Source organism: Micropruina glycogenica (assembly GCF_900289045.1).
In the GTDB taxonomy this organism is placed as follows: domain Bacteria; phylum Actinomycetota; class Actinomycetes; order Propionibacteriales; family Propionibacteriaceae; genus Micropruina; species Micropruina glycogenica.
This window is the reverse complement of record NZ_LT985188.1, coordinates 3,333,650-3,353,251: the sequence shown is the minus strand read 5'-3', so window position 1 is coordinate 3,353,251 and position 19,602 is coordinate 3,333,650. Positions and strand designations below refer to the sequence as shown.

Below are 19,602 nucleotides of genomic sequence, written 5' to 3'. Positions count from 1 at the left end.
ACTCGTCTGATGAGGGGTTTCGACAAGCTCGACCCGCGGATGCTCACGCCTTGGTGATCTGCACCGCCAACCCGAGATCGGGTTCGGTCGTCCAACCGTCACTCGGTTCGCCCTCGGTGATCGACGTGGCCAGCACCTCGGCAGCGATCGCGTCGGAATGCGCCCGGATCGCCTCGGCCAGGTCGCCCTCGGCGTGCCAACGCAGGTCGATCCGATCCGACACCTCGAGGCCCGCGTTCTTGCGACCCTCCTGCACCGTTCGGACGACCTCGCGGGCCAACCCCGCCTGCACCAGTTCGGGGGTCAGTTCGAGGTCGAGGGCGACGGTCTCGCCCTGCTCGTTGACCACCGACCAGCCCTCGCGCGGACGCTCCGAGACGATCACCTCATCAGCGCTCACCTCGACCCCGTCGACCACGGCGGTGCCCTCGGCCGCCAGCGATGCGGCCAGGGCCGCAGCGTCGGTCGCGGCGATCGAGGCGGCTATCTTCGGGGTGTCCTTGCCGAACCGCTTGCCCAGGGCACGGAAGTTGCCCTTGGCCGAGTAGTCCACCAGGTCGCCCGCCGAGGCGAATGACTCCACCCTTTGCACGTTGAGTTCGGCGGCGATCTCGGCGCGCAGTTCGTCGTTCAGCTTCGCGAACGAACCGGACGGCACCAGCACCCGCGACAGCGGCTGCCGCGTCTTGACCTTCGCCTCGGCCCGCGCGGAGCGTCCGAGTTCGACCAGTCGGCGGGTGAGCCGCATGGCCGCGTCGAGGTCGGGGTCGGCCAGCGAGTCGTCGGCCACGGGCCACGACGCCAGGTGCACCGACGCCGGCGCGGCCGGGTCGGTGGGCACCATCAGGTCTTGCCACACCCGCTCGGTGATGAACGGCGCCAGCGGAGCCATCAACCGGGTGACCACGTTCAGGGTGTCGTGCAGGGTCTGCAGAGCGCCCGGGTCGCCGTCCCAGAACCGCCTGCGACTACGCCTGACGTACCAATTGCTGAGGTCGTCGACGAAGTCGGCGATCAGCGCTCCGTAGCGCTGGGTGTCGAAGTTCTCCAGCGCAGCGGTGGTCTGGGTGACCAGCCGGGTGCGCGCCGAGACCAGCCAGCGGTCGAGCACGTGCTCGCTGGTCGAGCCTGTCGAAACCCCGGTCTCGCTGGTTGAGCCTGTCGAAGGCGTCCAGTCGTTGGTGCGCGCATAGAGCGCCTGGAACGCCACCGAGTTCCAGTAGGTCAGCAGCACCTTGCGCACCGTTTCGGTGATCGTGGTGTCACCCACCCGGCGCGACGCCCACGGCGAGCCTCCGGCCGCCATGAACCAGCGCACGGCGTCGGCCCCGTACTGATCCATCAGCGGGATCGGCTCCAAGATGTTGCCCAGGTGCTTGCTCATCTTGCGGCCGTCCTCGGCCAGAATGTGGCCCAGGCACAGCACGTTGCGGTAGCTGGACGCGTCGAACACCAGCGTGCCGACGGCCATCAGCGAGTAGAACCAGCCGCGGGTCTGGTCGATCGCCTCGCAGATGAAGTCGGCCGGGTAGGCGTCGGCGAACTTCTCCTTCGAGCCGTCGGCCCACGGGTAGCCCCACTGCGCGAACGGCATCGAGCCCGAGTCGAACCAGGCGTCGATCACCTCGGGCACCCGGCGCATCGGCTCGTGGCACATCGGGCAGGGGAAGGTCACGTCGTCAACGAACGGACGGTGGGGGTCGAGTTCCGCCTGATCGTCACCCGTCAACTCGGTGAGTTCGGCCCGCGACCCCACGCAGTGCAGGTGGTCGTGCGCGCAGCGCCAGATCGGCAGCGGCGTGCCCCAGTAGCGCGAGCGCGACAGCGCCCAGTCGATGTTGTTGTTCAGCCAGTCGCCGTAGCGGCCCCACTTGATCGTCTCGGGGTACCAGTTGGTGGCCGCGTTTTCGCGCAGCAGGGCGTCCTTGATCTGGGTGGTGCGGATGTACCAGCTCGGCTGGGCGTAGTACAGCAACGGCGTGTGGCAGCGCCAGCAGTGCGGGTAGCTGTGCTCGTAGTCGAGCACCCGATACATCAGCCCGCGCGCTTCGAGGTCGGCCACCAGGGTGGCGTCGGCGGTCTTGAAGAAGACCCCGCCGACCAGGCCGAGCTCGGGCTCGAACGTGCCGTCGGGCCTGATCGGGTTGACCATCGGCAGGCCGTAGGCGCGGCACACGGCCATGTCTTCTTCACCGAAGGCGGGCGCCTGGTGCACCAGGCCCGAGCCGTCTTCGGTGGTCACGTAGTCGGCGAGCACCACGTAGTGCGTGCCGCCCACCACGTCGGGAAAGTCGACCAGCTCGAAGGGCCGCTGGTAGGTGACGAACTCGAGGTCGCGACCCGGCATGGTGGCCTCGACCTGCCAGCCGTCGCCCAGCACCTTCTCGACCAGCGGCTCGGCCACGATCAGGGTCTCGGGGTCATCGCCCAGTTTGGTGGCCACCACATAGGTGACGTCGGGGTGCACGGCCACCGCGGTGTTGCTGACCAAGGTCCAGGGTGTGGTGGTCCACACCAGCAGGGACGCCTTGCCGGCCCAGGGGCCCGAGGTCACCGGAAAGCGCACGTACACCGAGGGGTCGACCACGTCTTCGTAGCCCTGGGCGAGTTCGTGGTCGCTCAGGGTGGTGCCGCAGCGGGGGCAGTACGGCGCGACCCGGTAGTCCTCAACCAGCAGGCCGGCGTCGAAGATCTGCTTCAAGGCCCACCAGACCGACTCGACGTAGCTGGGGTCCATCGTCCAGTAGGCCTGGTCGAGGTTCACCCAGTAGCCCATGCGGTGGGTGAGTTCGGTGAACTCGTCGACGTGCCGGCTCACCGACTCGCGGCACATGGCGTTGAACGCCTCGACGCCGTAGGCCTCGATATCGGGCTTGCCGTTGAAGCCCAGTTCGGCCTCGACGGCGAGTTCGACGGGCAGGCCGTGGCAGTCCCAGCCGGCCTTACGGTCGACGTGAAAACCCTGCATGGTCTTGAACCGCGGGAACACGTCTTTGAACACCCGTGCCTCGATGTGGTGGGTGCCGGGGGTGCCGTTGGCGGTGGGCGGGCCTTCGTAGAACGTCCACGCGGGGCCGCCCTTGGTGGCCTGTAGCGTCTTGGCGAACGTGCCCTGGTCGCGCCACAGGTCGAGGATCTGGTGCTCCATGGCAGGCAGATCAACCTGGGGCGGCACCGGACGGTACTCGGTCATCGGTCATTCCTTCGTCGACAGCTCCGACCGGACTGGCCCGGTCAGGGGACGAAGGGACGAGGCGGACCCCGCGGTACCACCCTTCTTGGCCGCCACGTCGGACGACCCGCTCTTGCTCGCCGCGGCCGGTTCTAGTGAGCGGGCGAACCCGCCGTTCTTCCGGCAACTCCGGGGTGATGGCCCCATCAATGCCTTGCGACAGTCGTCCATGGTAGCCGCCGGATTCTGAAAAGTGCATTCGCGTGGACGCGAAGGGGCCAGACACGCCGGGTCGAGGTTCAACAACCAGAACGATTTCAGAATCCGACGACGGTGCCGATCAGCCGAGAACGAGCCCGCCACCGATCGCCAGGTTGAAGCCGATGAGACCGACGCAGGCGACAAGCCCGACCCAGGGCACGGGCTTCACCAGCAGCGGCTCCTCGAGTTCGTTGACCCACCGGACGATCAGCAACGACAGGGGGGCGAACACCGTCTGTGCCACGGCTGCCACCAGCACCACGGCGCGTTCGCGATCGGTGAACGGCATGCCCGACAGATCGGTGGTGACTGCGGCGAGACCGACCAGAATCGCCGCGCCGATCAGCCACGGGTACCCACTGAAGCACCGCAGCCGGGTGAGGTCACGCCCGCACAGCCGCACCGAGTGAATCGCCCACTGGTGCGCGACGCCGAGCATAGCCGCCACGCCGACGGCGACCGCGACCCAGGCCGACCAGGCGGGCAGGCTCAGTTCGCGCACGATCGTGGCGACGTCACCGCCATAGGGCGTGATCGCCAGGTACACAGCAGCCTGCATCAGCGACGTGACGGCCACCCAGATCCACAACAGGTGGGCGAAGTCGCCCCGAAAGCGAAAGGGCTGCAGCACCTGCATCACCGAGCCGATCACCAGGCTTGCCACGGGGCCGGCGGCCGCTGCGCCGGCGGCGGCGGTACCGGTGAGCGGCGGGTGATAGGTGACGCCGAAGGCGAACAGGGTGGCCTGCGAACCCAGAGCGGCACCCGTCACCCAGTGGGCGAGTTCGTGCAGCAGCACCGTGATGCCGGTGCCCAGCACCATTGCGACAAGGGTGTTCACCACGATCCAGGCGTAGGTCCATGACTGTGGCACAGACGGTTCGGCCGGCAGGTCCCTGGGGTGCGGGTTCGCCATGCGGTGAACGTAGCACGCAGGTCGTCGGCGAATCGGACGGGCGGCGGCGGGTTGCGCGCGCGACTCGTGAGACGATCGCGGGGTCGAAGGAGGTTCGGCGATGGCCGATCAAACGGTGGACGACTACATCGCCGGTTTCGAAGCGCCCGTGCGCGAGAGGCTGCTGCGGGTGCGCGAGCTGTTGCTGGCGGCCATGCCCCAGGGCGAGCAGAAGATGCGCTACGGCATCGCCGCGATCATGGTCGACGGCCGCTACGGATTGCACTTCGCCGGCTGGAAGAAGCACATCGGGCTGTACCCGGTGCCGGTTTTCGACAACGACCTCGAGGCCGAGGTGAAGCCGCTACGGCGCAGCAAAGACAGCGTGGCGCTGGTGCATGCCGAGCCGCTGCCCGAGCAACTGATCAGCCGCATCGCCCACGCAGTGGTCGAGCGCCGAGCGAGCTGAGACCTCGCTGGTCGAGCTAGTCAGGACCCGCTGGTCGAGCTCGAGACCCCTGGTCGAGGCCAAGGCCTGTGGTCAACCCCATCGGCAGGGTCTCAGCGGCACGCGATGCCGGCATCAGTGTTCAGTGCCGGATTCGGTGACTACTGCCGTGCTATATCGCGGCACCAGTTTCGTCTTCATGGCACGAGTGACAGATGCCGGCAACGGTCAAGACCCGCCTTGGTTGCGGTGGTTCGGAACCGGTCCCGTGCCGAGCACGAACCGGATGCATCTCGGCGAAAGGAGAAAGATCGTGGCCCGTAGTCGGGCCACGATCCTTCAGGTTCTGCACGGCTCCTCAGTCCGACCGCTCAGCGGAGCTCTGGAAGCCTCACTGCGCCGCACCGTCCTCGGCCGGGCCGGCAGGCTTCGGGCCGTCCGCGGGGTGCGGGGGCTCGGGGTGCGGCGGCTGGTGGAAGGGCGGGAAGCTGTTGCCGGTCAGGGCGTCGCGTCGGGCCTTGTAGTCGTCGATCTCGATCTCGCCGCGGGCCAGCCGCTCGTCGAGAATGCGCAGCGCGTCGCCGGGGTGGTGCTGCGGGGGGCCGCCCGGCTCGGGCCGGTGCCCGTGCGGGCCGCGGTGGTGCCGCTTCACCCAACCCTTCTTGACCGCGATCTTGTAAACCAGCGCGGCCAAGCCCAGCAGCACGGCGAAGAACAACGCCATGCCGATCAGACCGCCGATCATGTGCAGAAAGCCGAAGCCTCCGCCACCACCCCTGGGACCCATCAATAACTCCTTAATGCCTCGAAGACGTGCTTCCATAGTGCGCGCCGATCCGCGGCGATCAACTGTCAGGAGGCTGTGACTTCGGTCACGAGCGCCTCGAGCACCAACGCCAGGCCGTCGTGTTCGTGGTGGGCGGTCACCGCGTGGGCCGCCCGCCGCACCTCGGGCAGCGCGTTACCCATCGCGACGCCGTAGCCCGCCCAGCGAATCATTTCGATGTCGTTGAGTTCGTCGCCGATGCCCAGCACCTCGTGCGACTCGAACCCGAGCACTGCGGCGAGCCGGGCGATGCCGGACGCCTTGGTGACCCCTGCACCCTGCACCTCGACGAACGGCGCCCCTGACGTGGTGGCGTGGAAGCCGTCGAGTCCCAAGCCCTGAATGACGTGCAGCAAGGGGTGGGGCGGCAACTCGGGGTGCCGAATGATCAGCTTGATCGCAGGCACGGCGAGCACCTCGGCAAGCGTTCCCTCGTCACCGAGCGGCCCGCCGAACAGAATCTCGGACTCACTCATCAGCCCGCGATAGCCGAGTTGCAGCGCCGAATCGTGACCACCACTGCGCAGCGCCCAGAACCGGGCGTCGGGCAACTCCGCGCTCAGCCGCTCGCCGAGTTGCTGCTGGGCCTCGACGTCGATCAGTTCTTCGAACAGGATCTCGTTCGTGGTCAGATCGACCCCGACCGCGCCGTTGTTGGTGACCGCCGGACCGATCGGACCACCCTGCTCGGCCAGCAACGCAGCCAACCGCAGGTGCTGTCGTCCGGTGTTGGGGGCGATGGTGATGCCCGCGTCACGGCAGGCGCGCATCGCCTCACGCACCCGCGGCGAAATCGTGTAGCCGTGGGTGAGCATGGTGTTGTCCATGTCTGAGCTGACCAGCCGAATCGTGGCCGGCGGACGCCCCGTGAAAGCGGGCTGGTCAGCCACGAGCTGTGGCCGGGTCGCCGAGTCGGCGCCGGCCCTGGAACGCCCGACCCAGCGTCACCTCGTCGGCGTACTCGAGGTCGCCGCCCACCGGCAGCCCGGACGCCAGCCTCGACACCGTGACCCCCATGGGCACGATCAGCCGCGACAAGTACGTGGCGGTGGCTTCGCCTTCGAGGTTGGGGTCGGTGGCCAGAATCACCTCGGTGACCGTGCCGTCGCCCAGCCGAATGACCAGCTCGCGAATGTGCAGGTCGCCCGGCCCCACGTTGTCGATCGGCGAGATCGCGCCGCCGAGCACGTGGTACAGGCCGCGAAACTCGTTGGTGCGCTCGATGGCCATGACGTCTTTCGACTCCTCCACCACGCAGATGGCGGTCTGGTCGCGGCGGGGATCACGGCAGATGCGGCAGGTGTCGGCCTCTGAGATGTTGAAGCAGCGTTCGCAGAACCGCACGTTCTCAGCCACGTGCCGCAGCGAGTCGGCCAGCCGTTCGACGTCGGTTTTGTCGGCGGTGAGAATGTGAAACGCGATGCGCTGGGCACCCTTCGGCCCGATGCCGGGCAGCCGGGCCAGCTCGTCGATCAGGTCTTGAATCGGGCCTTCGAACACCTCTGTCGTGCCTTACTGGCCGGTCAGTCCGCCGAGGTCCGGCAGCTGCGGCATGGAGGTCTCGGTCAGAATCGCGACCTTCTTGTTCGCATCGCGCACGGCGGCAACGATGAGGTCGCCCAGGGTGGACGGATCGTCTTCGTCCCACGCCTCGGGCTTGATGTCGACCTTCAACAGCTCGCCGGCCCCGTTGACGGTGACCTGCACCAGGTCACCGCCGGCCGATCCGAGCACCTGCTTGGCGGCCAGTTCTTCTTGGGCTCGGGCGATCTGCGACTGCATGGCCTGGGCCTGCGCCAGCAGCGCATTCATGTCGAAACCCTGTTCGCCGAACATCACGTCTCCAATCGATCAGGCACTTCAGCCTAGTGGTGCTCTCAGTCTTCTTCTGCGATCAACTCGGCACCCAGGTGCTTGGCCAGCAGCTCATCGTGGTTGGCCGACTCTTCTTCGACCGACTCGTCGTCGCGGCTGGGCTCTTCTTCGACGGGTGGGGGTTCGACCTGGGTGCTGGTCGGACGAATGTTCTGCCGCGCCTGGGCGGCGGCCTCGGCCGCTGCGTTCGACTGGGCCGGGGCGGCCTGCCTGGGCGTGGCCGCCCGGGCCGGCACTGGCGTGTCGGAGGCCGGCTGGCCCGCGTCGATGACCACCTGAACCTTCACGCTGGTGGCCATCACCTGCAGAATCGCCTCGCGCAGCACGTCTTCGCTGCCGCCACGGCCGAAGCTGTCACGGGCCCCCTGGTTGGACATGCCGAGGCTGAGCACACCGTCGACCACGTCGATCACGTGGGCGTTCTGGCTGAGCAGAATCCAGGTGAACCGGCGTCGGTTCTTCACCTCGGTGAGAATGTCTGGCCACAGCCGGCGGAAGTCGACGGTGCTGAGCTGGTCGCCCGTGGCCGGCGCCGACAGTGGCTCTGCCGGCTCGGGCACCGACGGCTCGGGCGCCGACGGTTCGGGTTGGGGCATCTGCGCCACCGGCTCAGCGGCAGCCGGTTCGGCCACGGCGGGCCGAGGTTCTGGCCGTTCTGCGGGTTGCTGCTGCGACGCCGGCTGCGGTGGGTTCGCCACCGGCCGGGCCTGCGGTCGCGTGGCCGCTGAGGGCGCGGGCTCGGCCACCGGACGACGAGTCGGGGCTTCGGCGGCCGGGCTGGGCTGCGGTTCTGCGTCGCCCTGGGCTTCGGGGGCGGTCATCTGCAGCCGCCGCTCGAGCCGGTCGAGCCGCGCGTGCACGCCGCGCTCGTGGGTGTCAGCGGCCGGCAGCAGCACCCGGGCGCACATCAGTTCGAGGTGCAGCCGAGGCGCCGTGGTGCCGCGCATTTCGGTGAGCCCGACGGCGAGCACCTCGGCGGCCCGGGTGAGTTCGCCGGGGCCCAGCGTGGTGGCCTGGCCGCGCAGCCGTTCGGCCTGGTCGGCGGCCACGTCGACCAGGCCCGTGGTCAGGGCGTCTGGCACGGCCGCCACGATGATCAGGTCGCGCAACCGGCGCAACAGGTCTTCGGCGAAGCGGCGCGGGTCTTGCCCAACCTCGATCACCTTGTCGATGCAGGCGAACACGCCGTGCGCGTCACCCGCGGCGAACGCGTCGACGATCTCGTCGAGCAGCACGTCGGGGGTGTAGCCGAGCAGCGCGGCGGCCTGGTGATACGTGACGCCCTGCTCGTCGGCACCACCGAGCAACTGGTCGAGCACCGACAACGAGTCACGCACCGAGCCGGCGCCGGCCCGCACCACCAGCGGCAACGCGGCGGCGTCGACGGCGACCCCCTCGGCCTCGCACAGCGTGGCCAGATACGCCGACAGGGTCTTGGGCGGCACCAGCCGGAACGGGTAGTGATGGGTGCGCGAGCGAATCGTGCCGATGACCTTTTCGGGCTCGGTGGTCGCGAAGATGAACTTGACGTGCGGCGGCGGCTCTTCGACCACCTTGAGCAAGGCGTTGAAGCCCGCCGTGGTGACCATGTGCGCCTCGTCGACGATGTAGATCTTGTAGCGGCTGCTGACCGGGGCGAAGAAGGCCCGCTCGCGCAGGTCGCGGGCGTCGTCGACACCGCCGTGGCTGGCGGCGTCGATCTCGATCACGTCGATCGAACCGGGGCCACCACGAGCCAGGTCGCGGCACGATTGGCACTGCCCGCACGGCACCGGCGCCGGGCCCCTGGCGCAGTTCAGGGCGCGGGCCAGAATGCGGGCCGAGGTGGTCTTGCCGCAGCCGCGCGGCCCCGAGAACAGGTAGGCGTGGTTGACCCGGTTGTTGGCCAGCGCCCGCTGCAGCGGCTCGGTGACGTGCTCTTGGCCGATCACGTCGGCGAAGGTGTCGGGACGGTAGCGGCGATAGAGCGCCAGCGGGGCTTCGGGGCGCTGCATGGCGGCCGGATCGGGGGCTGGTTCGCGGGCGGCTTCGAGCGCCTCGACGACCGCGTCGGAGGGAAGTTCTTCAGTGTCGAACGCAACGGCTGGCTCAGCGGGCGCGACGTCCGGCTCGTCGAGCATGCCGAACAGATCGGGGCCGTCCTGCTCGAACGGCTCAGGCTCGTCGAAGAGGGCGGACTCGTCGATCAGGTCGTCGTCGCGCTCGTCGTCCACGGGTGAACCATACGTGCTGGGCTCGACAGTTTACGACCGGACGACCATTCCGGGGCCGGACGCGAAGGGGCCCCCGCGCACCCGGAAGAGCTCACTTACCCTTGCTGTCTTTCGACCCTGGGGGAGTTGGGCGAGATACCGCCGCGCGGGGACCTTGGCCCCCAGTGTAGGGGACGTCGGAGGGCCGGCTCACCGCAACGGTCTTCACCGTCCTCCCGGAGTTGATCCGGGATCTCACCGCCCGCGCACCGCACCAGAGAGATGCCGGCTTCGCAGGGATGGCGAAGACATGGTCTCGACCAACTCGACCAGCGAACACCCCAAACATCGTCGGCGCGCGTCGGAATGATGAACCTCACCACGCCATCCCGGCGAACGCCGGGATCTCTGCGCAACCGCCACAACGTCTCGCTCCCCCGGTCACTGCGGAGGCTGATTTGGCTGGTCGAGCTGGTCGAGACCTTTGCGGCCAGGGGTTTCGCCAAGCTCAACCAACGACCCGCGCGTCGATCAGCGGTCCAGGGAACTGCTGAACCGCGAGTTGCCCAACACCGGTAGCGCTTTGCGTGCCTGCGCGACCGAATCGAGGTCGAGGTCGATCAAAGCCAACTCGGGGCCGGGGCCCAGTTCGAGCAGCACTTCGCCCAACGGCCCCGCGACGATCGAGTGGCCGACTCCGGTGGGTTTGCGGGCACCCTGCGCGGAGTCGTCCGACAGCGGCTCGGCCTGGTCGACCGCCACCACGATGCTGGTGCAATCGAGCGCCCTGGCAGTGGCCAGCAACCGCCATTGGTCGACCTTGCGCTCCCCCGGCGCCCACGACGACGGCACCACGATCACCTGCGCACCCTGCCTCGCCAGTGCCTTGAACTGTTCGGCGAAGCGAATGTCGTAGCAGGTGGCCAGACCTACCTGCACTCCGTTCACTTCGACCAGCACCAGCTGGTCGCCCGGTTCAATCTGGTCGGATTCTGCGTACCCGTACGCGTCGAACAGGTGCAGCTTGTCGAAGTGGGTCTCGACGCCCGGCCCGGTGACCAGCAGCGTGTTGCGCACCCGCCCGGACGACCCGGGCGTGAACACCCCCACCACCGCCGTGACGCCCAACTCTGCTGCGGCTTCTCGGACGGCGGCCGCCCACGGGCCGTCCAGGGCTTCTGCGGCCTCGGCTCGCGGTCGGGCGAACGAGCAGCTCATCGCCTCGGGAAAGACGACCAGTTGCGCACCCGCCGCAGCAGCCTTGGCCAGCTGATCGAGCACCACCTCGAGGTTCAGCGCGGGCTCGGTGGTGGCGGTGAACTGGGCCAGGGCGACGCGCATGGGTTCAGCGTCTCACGCTGACCGATGCCGACGGAGCCGGCGCTCACGACCAGTCGAACGTGAAGACAGACGTGCGGGTCTCGGGCTCGAAGAACATCAGGATCGCGTCGGGCCCGTGCGCGACCCATGGGTAGCCGGCCGTGGCTGCGATGAAGGTGAACGGGCGCCCGTCGGCGAGCCGCAGCGTGGGACTGACCGGATGGGACTCGTCGAGCGCCAGGGCAGCCGGCGGTCGGAAGGCGGCCCAGTTGCCGTAACCGGGCTCACCACCCAACTGGTCGATCAGGGCAACGTTCTCGCCGGCCGGCAGGCCCGACTCGCCGGAGCGGATTCGTCCGGCTCCGAACTCCCGCTCGGACTCGTCGTACCAAGACCGCAGGTCGTCCGCCACGTCAGGGTTCTGCACGCCGAAGTAGCGTCGCGGGCCCAGAAATCGCATGAGGCTGTCGTCGTTCAGCTCGAACGAGATCCAGTTCGTACCCCGCCCACTCGTTGTGGTGGTCGGGCGTGGTTTCGCCCAGCAGGCCGACATTCGGTTCGACCGGCAACAGCATGGTCAGCCAGCCGGACAACCCGAAGCCAGCCAGGTCGATCGAAGTCAGCGGATGCAGCACACGGCCAAGCCATGGCTGGTCTGGGGTGAACACGCCGTCGGCACTCGGATAAGCCCGCACCCCTGCTTCAAGGGCGGGCACCGAACGGCCACGATCCGGTTGCTGCTCGTCGACGAACGAGGTGGGGCCAGGCTGAAGGGCGGGGCCAGGGTCGGCCCGCGCCTCACCGTCGATGCGCCAGGTCAGCTCGAAGTCTGCGGCCGAGCCACGCAGGTCGTGCTCGGCCTGCGCCAACAGACGTTCCGCTTCGTACTGGTCCAACACCGGCGCCTCGGCGACGACAGCACGGTCGTCGAGGCGGCGGACCACAACATGGCCGATCGGGCCGTCATCACCCCAGTTGGGTCGAAAAGACACCTCGTACTGACTGTCTGCGGCAATCATCGGGCAACCCTATTGCGGCGGCGGCGCGTCAACCGAGAACGCCTCCAGCGACCGGTCGCGCGTGGCGTCCCGTGACACGCCTGAACAGACCGGTTCGAACGAGGTCGACGCCGGTGTTGGCGCGCCTGGACGGCCCCGGCGGCTGCCCGTGACCGTTTGGCTCGGCCAACCCGCTGCCGGTATCGTCTTCGACGGAGGATTCGCCTAGAGGCCTATGGCGCTCGCTTGGAAAGCGGGTTGGGTTCACACCCTCACGAGTTCGAATCTCGTATCCTCCGCCAGTGCCGTTCCCAGTCTGGCTAGGGGTGAAACCTCAGTTTGAGAGGTTGCACGTCGACCCAACGGCCATCTCGTGCGCTAAATGTGCGCTATCTTTCTCGTGGTCCTCGCGCCGTCGTCCTCGCGATGCACGCAGTCGCCGCGCGAGGCCTGCGCGAGTGCTTCGTCGCGTTGCGGCCTCTGGATCAATCACATCGATGAAAGTTTCCACAACTGCCAGTAGTGTCGCATTGTGGACGTCAAACTGTTCCAGAAGGCACCGTTCGGCACACTCGTTCCGATCAGCGGCTCACACCCCGGCGGCGGTGCCTGGGAACACTGGGCTTTTCTCCCCAATCGCTAGGAACAATCGCGGTGCGGCGGGGAACACTGTGACCTACTGCACCGCCGCCGGGTAGAACACCCCGCCGACCCGGCAGGCTGGGAGTCCGATCATGACCACGGTTCCGCTTCTGGGCGAGGAGCGTGATTCTGCCGGATCGGGATGTCATGGAGTCCGCTGGATCGGCGAGCGCGTGAGTTCAGGTGAGCAGGCCGCGCTCTCTGGCGGTGGCGATTGCCGCTGTCCGGGACTGTGCGCCGAGCTTGGCGTAGGTGTGGGCGAGGTGGGACTTCACGGTTGCCAGGGTGAGGTAGAGGCGCCCGGCGATCTGGGCGTTCGACAGCCCGTCTGCGGCGAGCCGGAGGACGTCCAGTTCTCGCAGGGTCAGGGTCGTGGCGGGGTCGAGGACGCGTCGCATGAGGCGCTGCTGGACGGCTGGGGACAGCGCGGGCTGGCCCACCGCGGCGGCTCGGATCGCTTGTTCGAGTTCGGCGGTGGGGGCGTCCTTGAGCAGGTAGCCGCTCGCGCCGGCGTCCAGGGCGGTGAGGATGTCGGCGTCCGTGGCGTAGGTGGTGAGGATGAGCACGGCGGGCCCACCGGACGCCGTGATGCGCCGAGTGGCCTCGGCGCCGCTGATGAGCCCGTCGCCGAAGTGGAGGTCGAGCAGGAGGAGGTCGCAGCTGTGGCCGTCCAGCCAGGCCAGGAGGTCCTCGGCGCTGCCGAACTGGGCGGCGACCGTGACGTCGCTGAGCCCTTCCAGGACGCTGACCACGCCGGCACGGACGACGGGGTGGTCGTCGGCGAGCGCGACCCGGATCATCCCTGCTCCGATCCGAGCGGCAGGGTGATGGCGATCGCCGTCCCTTCGCCGGGTTGTGACTCGAAACCGAGAGTCCCGCCGAGGTCCCTGACGCGCGAACGCAGCGACGGCAGACCGAACCCTCCACCGGTTGTGTCCGTGTGACCGTCCGGATCGAAGCCGCGACCGTCGTCGACGATGTCCAGCAGCACGCGGTCGGGCTCCCAGGTCAGGGTGACGGCGGCGCTGGTGGCGTCCGCATGCCGGACGACGTTGGACAGCGCGGACTGCGTCATCCGCAGGATCCCGGTGGCCAGGTCGGCGGACAGAGCGGGTTCACTTCCCATGGCACGGACCTCGATCAAGGTCCGTCCACCACTATCGGCCTGCGCCCGTTCCGCGGCGTGGCGCACTGCTCCCAACAGCGTGGCGTCCATCCGATGGCCCGGTCCTCCGGCGAGGAAGCGGCGGGCCTGGGCCAGCCCTTCAGCGGTCGCCTGCTGGGCGAGGGCGACCGAGGGTGCTGCGGGATCGCCGGGGGCCAGGAGGGTCGCGGCCCGGCGCAGGTGCAGCTCGACGGCGGCGAAGTCCTGGGCGAGGGTATCGTGGATGTCGCGGGCCAGGTTTGCCCGTTCCTCGGCCCGGAGCCGGTCCCGTTCGGCGGCCAGCAGCCGTTGTTGCGCGTCCTCCAAGTCGTCGAGGGCACGCTGGCGGTCGGCGACGATGCGCGCCAGCGACTCTAGCCCCACCACCGAGGCCACCGCCACCAGCGCCCCGACCACCGGGCCCAGTACGTAGCCCAGGCCGGCCTCGCCCCGGGAGACGGCCCCGAGGACAACCGCAGCCACGGTGGTCAGGGTGACCGCGACCACGCCGCTGCGGGGTCCGAGCAGGTGCAACTGCAGCAGCATGACCGGAAAGGCCAGCCACATTCCCGAGGCACTGGCCGCCAGCACCAGGACGTAGCAGGCCAACAGGCCGGACGCAGCCGCAACCGCCAGCCAAGATCCGCCGCGGGCGTCCATCGGCTCACCGAGCACCCGCACCCTCAGCCGGACCACGACCCAGCAGGTCGCGAACGCGGCACCGGCAGCCCAGGCCCACCCGGTCGGGGGCATGAGTGCCACCACCAGCAGCAGCCCGGCCAGCAGGTCCAGACCGGCCATGAGGCGGCGCGCGACCCGCTCCGAACCCAGCTCCACGCGGGCACTCTAGTCGGCCGTGCTGCGCTCGACGTCAGCCGAAAGGTGGAGTCGGGAGCCCACCGAACGGCCACCCGGGACCATCCCGACGCCCGATGTCCCGAAGCCGCCCCAACAGCAGCATTGAGGACAGCTGAACTCAGGACCTGCTGACACACCCGCCCCAACCAAGGAGGTAACCATGCGACGGCTCTACCTGGCCGCCATCGCGTACGCCACACTCGGCCTGGCCGGCGGACTGTTCTACCGCGAGATCACCCACGCCCGAGACTTCACCGGCAACACCCAACTCGCCGTGGTGCACACCCACTTTCTCGCCCTCGGCCTGCTGGTCATGCTGATCGTCCTCGCCCTCGACGCCACCATCGGCCTCAGCGGCAGCCGATGGTTCTCCTGGTTCTTCACCACCTACAACGTCGGACTCCTCATCACCGCGGCCGCGATGACCTGGCATGGACTCCTCCAGGTCTTCGGCCAGGACGCGGGACCCGCGATCGCCGGCATCGCCGGCCTGGGCCACATCCTGCTCACCATCGGCATCGGTTGCCTGCTGGCCTGCCTCGACAAGCCACTGCGCACCCGCCTCACCGCCACCAAGGAGAACTGACCATGCTCGCTCTCGCCATCGTCCTGATCAGCCTCGCGCTGGCCTTCTACACACTCGGAGTCTGGGCCGAGCGCCGCTCCGGCGAGCTTCGCTGGTGGCACGTCGCGGCATTCGCCGCCGGCCTGGCCGCCGACATCAGCGGCACCGCGGTGATGAGCGTGATCGCCGGCAGCGGCGGGCCGAGCGGCGTCGACCAGAACTCCGTCCTGACCCAGACCATGGCGATCACCGGATTGCTCGCCCTGATCCTGATGGCGCTGCACCTCGTCTGGGCCGTCGTCACCATGCTCCGCAACCGTCCCGACGAGAAGCGCGCCTTCCACCGCTTCAGCATCGTCGTCTGGGCCATCTGGCTCGTCCCCTACTTCACGGGCATGGCTGCCGCGATGGCCTGACACAGGTGCGACTCTGGGCATCGGAGGAGGCTGTCTATCGGTGACTTGGTGAACCTAGTGAACGTGGGTTGGCAAGGACGTTCACTACATCTGTGGATAACGCAATTGTCGTTGTCCACAGATGTTGGTTACACCGCTGGTGACATCGATTTGGTGAGGTTCCGTGGTCTCAGGACCCACGGAAGGAACCCCCACTGGCTCCGGAGGCGCCACCCGAGGACGCCGACCGGGTGCTGCGTGGGCTGGCCAGACTGGCGCACTGCGGCGCCGGCGCGTGCCCGGACGCCGCACTGGTGCTGGCGTGGGTGATGATGCCGTCGGCCACGGTGCTGGCCCACCAGTTGCGGACGTTGAGTGAGGACATCGACTGCCACGTGGCAGCCCAGCTGTGGATCGCCGTCCGAACCTTTCCCTGGCGGACAACCGGCCCGGTCGCGGCGAACCTGAACCGCAACCTGCGCAAGAAGGTGCTACAGGACCTCGTCCCGACCTCCAGCCCGATCCCCCACGACGGCGACGATGTCGTCCAGGACGACCCGCTACCGGACGCGCTCGAGGAACTGATCGAGATCCCCAGCGACGGCATCAAGGCCGAGGTGATCGGCCAGGACGACGTCGACCTGCTGCTGGCCGTCATGGACGCCGCCGCGCAACTCGTCCCGCCGTCGGGACCTGGAGTCGGGATCATCGGCGACCGGGTCTCGGCCCGGATCGGGGAGTTGCACGGCTGCTCGCCACGGACGATCCGGCGCCGGATCAAGCGCTCAACCGACGCCCTGAGCCACCTCGCCCAGGCGGTCGTGGTCGGCGAGAACCTTCCCTACCGGGCCGCGGACGTCGCCCGCACCCTCGGCCTGCCCGTCCTCGCCACGGTCGCCTGCGCGGCGCCGACTTGGTCGATCAGTTGCGCGACGTCGAGTCACAGTATCGGGACGCCTCGCGCCAACTCACCCTGACGAGTGGCTGAAGCAGCCGCTGCGCTCGACCGTGCTCGACAACCTCGCCCGGCTCACGTCTGCGCTGCAGTGACCGCCTGTTCGGCGAACTGCGTGCGGTACAGGTCGGCGTAGAGGCCGCCCTGCGCCAGCAGCTGCACGTGACTGCCGCGCTCGACGATGCGCCCGTCGTCGACCACCAGAATCTGGTCGGCGCCGCGCACCGTCGACAGCCGGTGTGCGATCACGATGGACGTGCGGTCGGCCAGCGCCGCGTCGAGGGCCCGCTGCACGGCCGCCTCGCTCTCGCTGTCGAGATGTGCGGTGGCCTCGTCGAGCACCACCAGCCCAGGGCCCTTCAGCAGCAGCCGGGCGATCGCGAACCGCTGTTTCTCGCCACCTGAGAGCCGGTGGCCGCGGTCGCCGACCACGGTGTCGAGACCGGCCGGCAGCGACTCGACCAGATGCCAGACCTGCGCGGCGCGCAGCGCGGCCTCGAGTTCGGCGGTGGTGGCCTCGGGCTTGGCGTAGAGCAGGTTGGCGCGCAGCGTGTCGTGAAACAGGTGAGCCTCTTGGGTGACGACACCGACGCGGTCATGCAACGAGGTGAGCGTGGCGTCACGCAGGTCGACGCCGTTCACCCGAATCGCGCCCTCGGTGGGGTCGTACAGCCGGGCGACCAGCGAGGTGATCGTGGTCTTGCCGGCGCCGCTGGGGCCGACCAGGGCCACCATCGAACCGGGGACCACGTCGAAGGTGATGTCGTGCAGAATGTCGCCGCTGCCCTTGCGGTCGCCGCTGGCGACCCCTTCGAGCGAGGCGAGTGAGATCTCGTCGGCCGACGGGTAGCGAAAGCTCACCTGATCGATCTCGACCCGCACCGGCTCGTCGGGTATGTCGACGGCGTCGGGCTTCTGTTCGACCAGCGGCTTCAGGTCGAGCACCTCGAAGACCCGCTCGAACGAGACCAGGGCCGTCATCACGTCCACCCGCACGTTCGACAGCGCGGTCAGCGGCGCGTACAGCCGCGCCAGCAGCGCGGCCAGCGCCAGCAGGGTGCCGACGGTGAGCAACCCGTTCACCGCCATCACGCCGCCGAAGCCGTACACCATGGCTGTGGCGAGCGAGGCCACCAGGCCGAGGGCCACGAAGAACACCGACCGGTTGACCGCCAGCGTGACGCCCACGTCACGAACGCCACGCGCGTGGTCGGCGTACTCGGCGTCTTCACGGCGCGGGTCGCCGAACAGCTTCACCAGCAGCGCACCGGCCACGTTGAACCGTTCGCTCATCTGAGCGCCCATCTCGGCGTTCAGCGACATCTGCCGGCGGGTGAGGCCGGCCAGGCGCCGTCCGATGATGCGAGCCGGAACGATGAACAACGGCACCAGCAACAGGGCGCCCAGGGTGAGCTGCCACGACAGCGACGCCATGGCCACCACGATCACCACCAGGCTGATGGCATTGCCCACCAGGTTCTGCAGCACCGAGGTGAAAGCCTGCTGGGCGCCGATCACGTCGCTGTTGAGCCGGGTGACCAGCGCACCGGTCTGGGCGCGGGTGAAGAACGCGATGGGCTGGCGCAGCACGTGGCCGAACACCTGGGTGCGCAGGTCGTAGATCAGGCCTTCGCCGATGCGCGAACTGAACCAGCGCTCGACCAGGGTGAGGGTGGCGTCGGCCAGGGCGATGAGCGCCACCAGCACCGCCAACTGAATGACCAGACCAGCGTTGCCGGGTATGACGCCGTCGTCGATGAGGCGCTGCAGCAGCAGCGGCGAGGCCACGACCAGCAGCGAGTCGATCACCGTGAGGCCGAGAAAGACCGCGATCAGGCCCTTGTAGGCGGCGGCATAGCTGAGCACGCGCCGACGCGTGCCCGGCGCGAGTCGGTGGTCGCGCACCGACGAATCGCGGGTCATCGAGTTCATGACCTGCCAGCCGCTCATACTCACAAACCCACTCAACCACGCGGCACCGACAACGATTCCCAAGGAAGCGCCGGCTTTCGCTGGTCGAGCTTGTCGAGACCTGTTGCGGCAAGGGGTTTCGACACGCTCAACCAACGACAGCCGCGTTGATCAGCGATCCACTGGCGATGCTTGGTCGCTAGCGTGGGGCTTCATGTGGCTGCTGTACGCGACCGGCTCGGCGATCTTCGCCGGACTGACGGCGATTCTGGCCAAGGTCGGCATCAGGCACACCCCGAGCAATCTCGCCACTGCCATTCGAACCGTGGTGGTGCTCGGCTTCGCCTGGCTGATGGTGTTCGTGGTGGGCTCGGGGGGCACCACCAGTCGACTGTCGACGAGCACCTGGGCGTTTCTGGTGCTGTCGGGGCTGGCCACCGGAGCGTCGTGGCTCTGCTACTTTCGCGCCCTGCAACTGGCCGACGTCAACCAGGTCACCCCGATCGACCGGTGGAGCATCGTGCTGAGCGTGCTCTTCGCCATCACCCTGCTCGGCGAGACCGATCACCTAACCACCCGACTGGGCGGCATCGCGATCATCGCGGTCGGCACCTGGCTGATGATCGAACGCAAGCCGGTCGAGGGCGGCACGCCGCGCAGTTGGACGTGGCTGCTGTACGCGGCCGGATCGGCGGTGTTCGCGGCGCTGACGTCCATTCTGGGCAAGGTGGGCATCACCGACGTCGAGTCGAATCTGGGCACCGCGATTCGCACCTGTGTGGTGCTGGTGATGGCGTGGCTTGTGGTGTTCGTCACCCGCGAGCAGCGTGCGCTCGGCTCGATAGACCGTCGCGACGCGGTGTTCATCGTCGCCTCAGGGTTCGCAACCGGCGCGTCGTGGCTGTGCTTCTACCACGCGCTGCAGAACGGACCGGCCAGCCTGGTGGTGCCCATCGACAAGCTGTCGATCGTGGTCACGGTGGCCTTCGCCACCCTCGTGTTGCACGAGCGGTTGAGCCGTCGGGCGGCAGTGGGTCTCGTGCTGATCGTGGGCGGCACCCTGCTGATGCTGGTCTGACTCAGTTGATGTCGCCGGGTTCAGTTCATGTCACTCCGGCGAACGCCGGAATCTCAGTCGTGCCCTG

18 protein-coding genes, 1 tRNA gene and 1 other RNA gene are annotated in these 19,602 nt (G+C 68.4%); 6 read left to right on the top strand and 14 right to left on the bottom strand.

Translation table 11 applies throughout. The features are described 5' to 3' along the window. Positions 1-43: 43 nt before the first annotated feature. Complete coding sequence (gene ileS / locus MPLG2_RS15770) at positions 44-3,193, bottom strand: isoleucine--tRNA ligase (RefSeq protein ID WP_105186968.1); 3,150 nt, start codon at positions 3,191-3,193, stop codon at positions 44-46. Positions 3,194-3,512: 319 nt separating this feature from the next. After that, the gene (locus MPLG2_RS15765) at positions 3,513-4,349 is read right to left on the bottom strand and encodes a hypothetical protein (protein WP_105186967.1); all 837 of its coding nucleotides are present in this window, start codon (positions 4,347-4,349) and stop codon (positions 3,513-3,515) included. Between the two features lie 100 nt (positions 4,350-4,449). Here MPLG2_RS15765 and MPLG2_RS15760 point away from each other — a divergent pair, with 100 nt between their 5' ends. Continuing rightward, entirely contained in the window at positions 4,450-4,797 is a 348-nt protein-coding gene (locus tag MPLG2_RS15760) for an iron chaperone (RefSeq protein WP_105186966.1), read from the top strand. A gap of 370 nt (positions 4,798-5,167) precedes the next feature. Here MPLG2_RS15760 and MPLG2_RS19120 read toward each other — a convergent pair whose 3' ends face one another. The 9 genes from MPLG2_RS19120 to MPLG2_RS15715 all read right to left on the bottom strand — a co-directional run bounded on the left by MPLG2_RS19120 (position 5,168) and on the right by MPLG2_RS15715 (position 12,008). Further along, positions 5,168-5,563: an SHOCT domain-containing protein gene (locus MPLG2_RS19120; protein WP_197709983.1), complete on the bottom strand. Its 396-nt coding sequence runs from the start codon at positions 5,561-5,563 to the stop codon at positions 5,168-5,170. A 65-nt stretch (positions 5,564-5,628) separates the two neighbouring features. After that, complete coding sequence (locus tag MPLG2_RS15750; protein WP_105186965.1) at positions 5,629-6,492, bottom strand: HAD family hydrolase; 864 nt, start codon at positions 6,490-6,492, stop codon at positions 5,629-5,631. Continuing rightward, positions 6,485-7,102 carry a recombination mediator RecR gene (recR, locus tag MPLG2_RS15745; protein ID WP_105186964.1) on the bottom strand — a complete coding sequence of 206 codons (618 nt, stop codon included), beginning with the start codon at positions 7,100-7,102 and terminating at the stop codon, positions 6,485-6,487. The genes MPLG2_RS15750 and recR overlap by 8 nt, the downstream gene beginning before the upstream one ends. A gap of 12 nt (positions 7,103-7,114) precedes the next feature. Further along, entirely contained in the window at positions 7,115-7,438 is a 324-nt protein-coding gene (locus MPLG2_RS15740) for a YbaB/EbfC family nucleoid-associated protein (RefSeq protein WP_105186963.1), read from the bottom strand. A 41-nt stretch (positions 7,439-7,479) separates the two neighbouring features. After that, a complete protein-coding gene (locus MPLG2_RS15735) occupies positions 7,480-9,597 on the bottom strand; it encodes a DNA polymerase III subunit gamma and tau (RefSeq protein ID WP_105187713.1) in 2,118 nt (705 codons plus the stop codon). 154 nt (positions 9,598-9,751) lie between these two features. Then, positions 9,752-9,848: signal recognition particle sRNA small type (gene ffs, locus MPLG2_RS15730), an RNA gene on the bottom strand. 352 nt (positions 9,849-10,200) lie between these two features. Continuing rightward, on the bottom strand, positions 10,201-11,010 hold the full coding sequence (locus MPLG2_RS15725; protein ID WP_105186962.1) for a carbon-nitrogen hydrolase family protein: 810 nt from the start codon (positions 11,008-11,010) through the stop codon (positions 10,201-10,203). Between the two features lie 43 nt (positions 11,011-11,053). After that, complete coding sequence (locus MPLG2_RS15720) at positions 11,054-11,416, bottom strand: hypothetical protein (protein ID WP_158681270.1); 363 nt, start codon at positions 11,414-11,416, stop codon at positions 11,054-11,056. Beyond that, positions 11,403-12,008 carry a hypothetical protein gene (locus tag MPLG2_RS15715; protein WP_105186960.1) on the bottom strand — a complete coding sequence of 202 codons (606 nt, stop codon included), beginning with the start codon at positions 12,006-12,008 and terminating at the stop codon, positions 11,403-11,405. Before MPLG2_RS15715 ends, MPLG2_RS15720 begins: the two co-directional genes overlap by 14 nt. A 193-nt stretch (positions 12,009-12,201) precedes the next feature. On the opposite strand from MPLG2_RS15715, the gene MPLG2_RS15710 reads away from it, so the two are divergent. Then, positions 12,202-12,289 (top strand) — tRNA-Ser (locus MPLG2_RS15710). A gap of 519 nt (positions 12,290-12,808) precedes the next feature. Here MPLG2_RS15710 and MPLG2_RS15705 read toward each other — a convergent pair. Next, positions 12,809-13,429: a response regulator gene (locus MPLG2_RS15705; RefSeq protein WP_105186959.1), complete on the bottom strand. Its 621-nt coding sequence runs from the start codon at positions 13,427-13,429 to the stop codon at positions 12,809-12,811. Next, a complete protein-coding gene (locus MPLG2_RS15700) occupies positions 13,426-14,610 on the bottom strand; it encodes a sensor histidine kinase (protein WP_105186958.1) in 1,185 nt (394 codons plus the stop codon). The genes MPLG2_RS15705 and MPLG2_RS15700 overlap by 4 nt, the downstream gene beginning before the upstream one ends. 181 nt (positions 14,611-14,791) lie before the next feature. Between MPLG2_RS15700 and MPLG2_RS15695 the strand changes: the two genes are divergently transcribed. From MPLG2_RS15695 to MPLG2_RS18850, 3 genes are all read left to right on the top strand, one after another. Continuing rightward, positions 14,792-15,217 (top strand): DUF2871 domain-containing protein, encoded by a 426-nt coding sequence (locus tag MPLG2_RS15695; protein WP_105186957.1) that lies wholly within the window; start codon positions 14,792-14,794, stop codon positions 15,215-15,217. 2 nt (positions 15,218-15,219) lie between these two features. Continuing rightward, positions 15,220-15,612 carry an HsmA family protein gene (locus MPLG2_RS15690; RefSeq protein WP_105186956.1) on the top strand — a complete coding sequence of 131 codons (393 nt, stop codon included), beginning with the start codon at positions 15,220-15,222 and terminating at the stop codon, positions 15,610-15,612. Between the two features lie 326 nt (positions 15,613-15,938). Beyond that, positions 15,939-16,568, top strand: coding sequence for a hypothetical protein (locus MPLG2_RS18850; RefSeq protein WP_173909636.1), 630 nt, complete (start codon positions 15,939-15,941; stop codon positions 16,566-16,568). A gap of 53 nt (positions 16,569-16,621) precedes the next feature. Here the strand turns inward: MPLG2_RS18850 and MPLG2_RS15680 are convergent, their stop codons facing one another. After that, the gene (locus tag MPLG2_RS15680; protein ID WP_105186955.1) at positions 16,622-18,496 is read right to left on the bottom strand and encodes an ABC transporter ATP-binding protein; all 1,875 of its coding nucleotides are present in this window, start codon (positions 18,494-18,496) and stop codon (positions 16,622-16,624) included. 175 nt (positions 18,497-18,671) lie between these two features. On the opposite strand from MPLG2_RS15680, the gene MPLG2_RS15675 reads away from it, so the two are divergent. After that, the gene (locus tag MPLG2_RS15675) at positions 18,672-19,535 is read left to right on the top strand and encodes an EamA family transporter (RefSeq protein ID WP_105186954.1); all 864 of its coding nucleotides are present in this window, start codon (positions 18,672-18,674) and stop codon (positions 19,533-19,535) included. The last annotated feature ends 67 nt before the right edge of the window (positions 19,536-19,602 follow it).

Coding starts and splice junctions, on each gene's coding strand:
- MPLG2_RS15765 (WP_105186967.1), bottom strand. CDS start 4,349: ATGGCGAACCCGCACCCCAGGGACCTGCCGGCCGAACCGTCTGTGCCA.
- MPLG2_RS15725 (WP_105186962.1), bottom strand. CDS start 11,010: ATGCGCGTCGCCCTGGCCCAGTTCACCGCCACCACCGAGCCCGCGCTG.
- MPLG2_RS15675 (WP_105186954.1), top strand. CDS start 18,672: ATGTGGCTGCTGTACGCGACCGGCTCGGCGATCTTCGCCGGACTGACG.
- MPLG2_RS15715 (WP_105186960.1), bottom strand. CDS start 12,008: ATGATTGCCGCAGACAGTCAGTACGAGGTGTCTTTTCGACCCAACTGG.
- MPLG2_RS15690 (WP_105186956.1), top strand. CDS start 15,220: ATGCTCGCTCTCGCCATCGTCCTGATCAGCCTCGCGCTGGCCTTCTAC.
- MPLG2_RS15680 (WP_105186955.1), bottom strand. CDS start 18,496: ATGAGCGGCTGGCAGGTCATGAACTCGATGACCCGCGATTCGTCGGTG.
- MPLG2_RS19120 (WP_197709983.1), bottom strand. CDS start 5,563: ATGGGTCCCAGGGGTGGTGGCGGAGGCTTCGGCTTTCTGCACATGATC.
- MPLG2_RS15695 (WP_105186957.1), top strand. CDS start 14,792: ATGCGACGGCTCTACCTGGCCGCCATCGCGTACGCCACACTCGGCCTG.
- MPLG2_RS15740 (WP_105186963.1), bottom strand. CDS start 7,438: ATGTTCGGCGAACAGGGTTTCGACATGAATGCGCTGCTGGCGCAGGCC.
- MPLG2_RS15735 (WP_105187713.1), bottom strand. CDS start 9,597: ATGCTCGACGAGCCGGACGTCGCGCCCGCTGAGCCAGCCGTTGCGTTC.
- ileS (WP_105186968.1), bottom strand. CDS start 3,193: ATGACCGAGTACCGTCCGGTGCCGCCCCAGGTTGATCTGCCTGCCATG.
- MPLG2_RS15705 (WP_105186959.1), bottom strand. CDS start 13,429: ATGATCCGGGTCGCGCTCGCCGACGACCACCCCGTCGTCCGTGCCGGC.
- MPLG2_RS15760 (WP_105186966.1), top strand. CDS start 4,450: ATGGCCGATCAAACGGTGGACGACTACATCGCCGGTTTCGAAGCGCCC.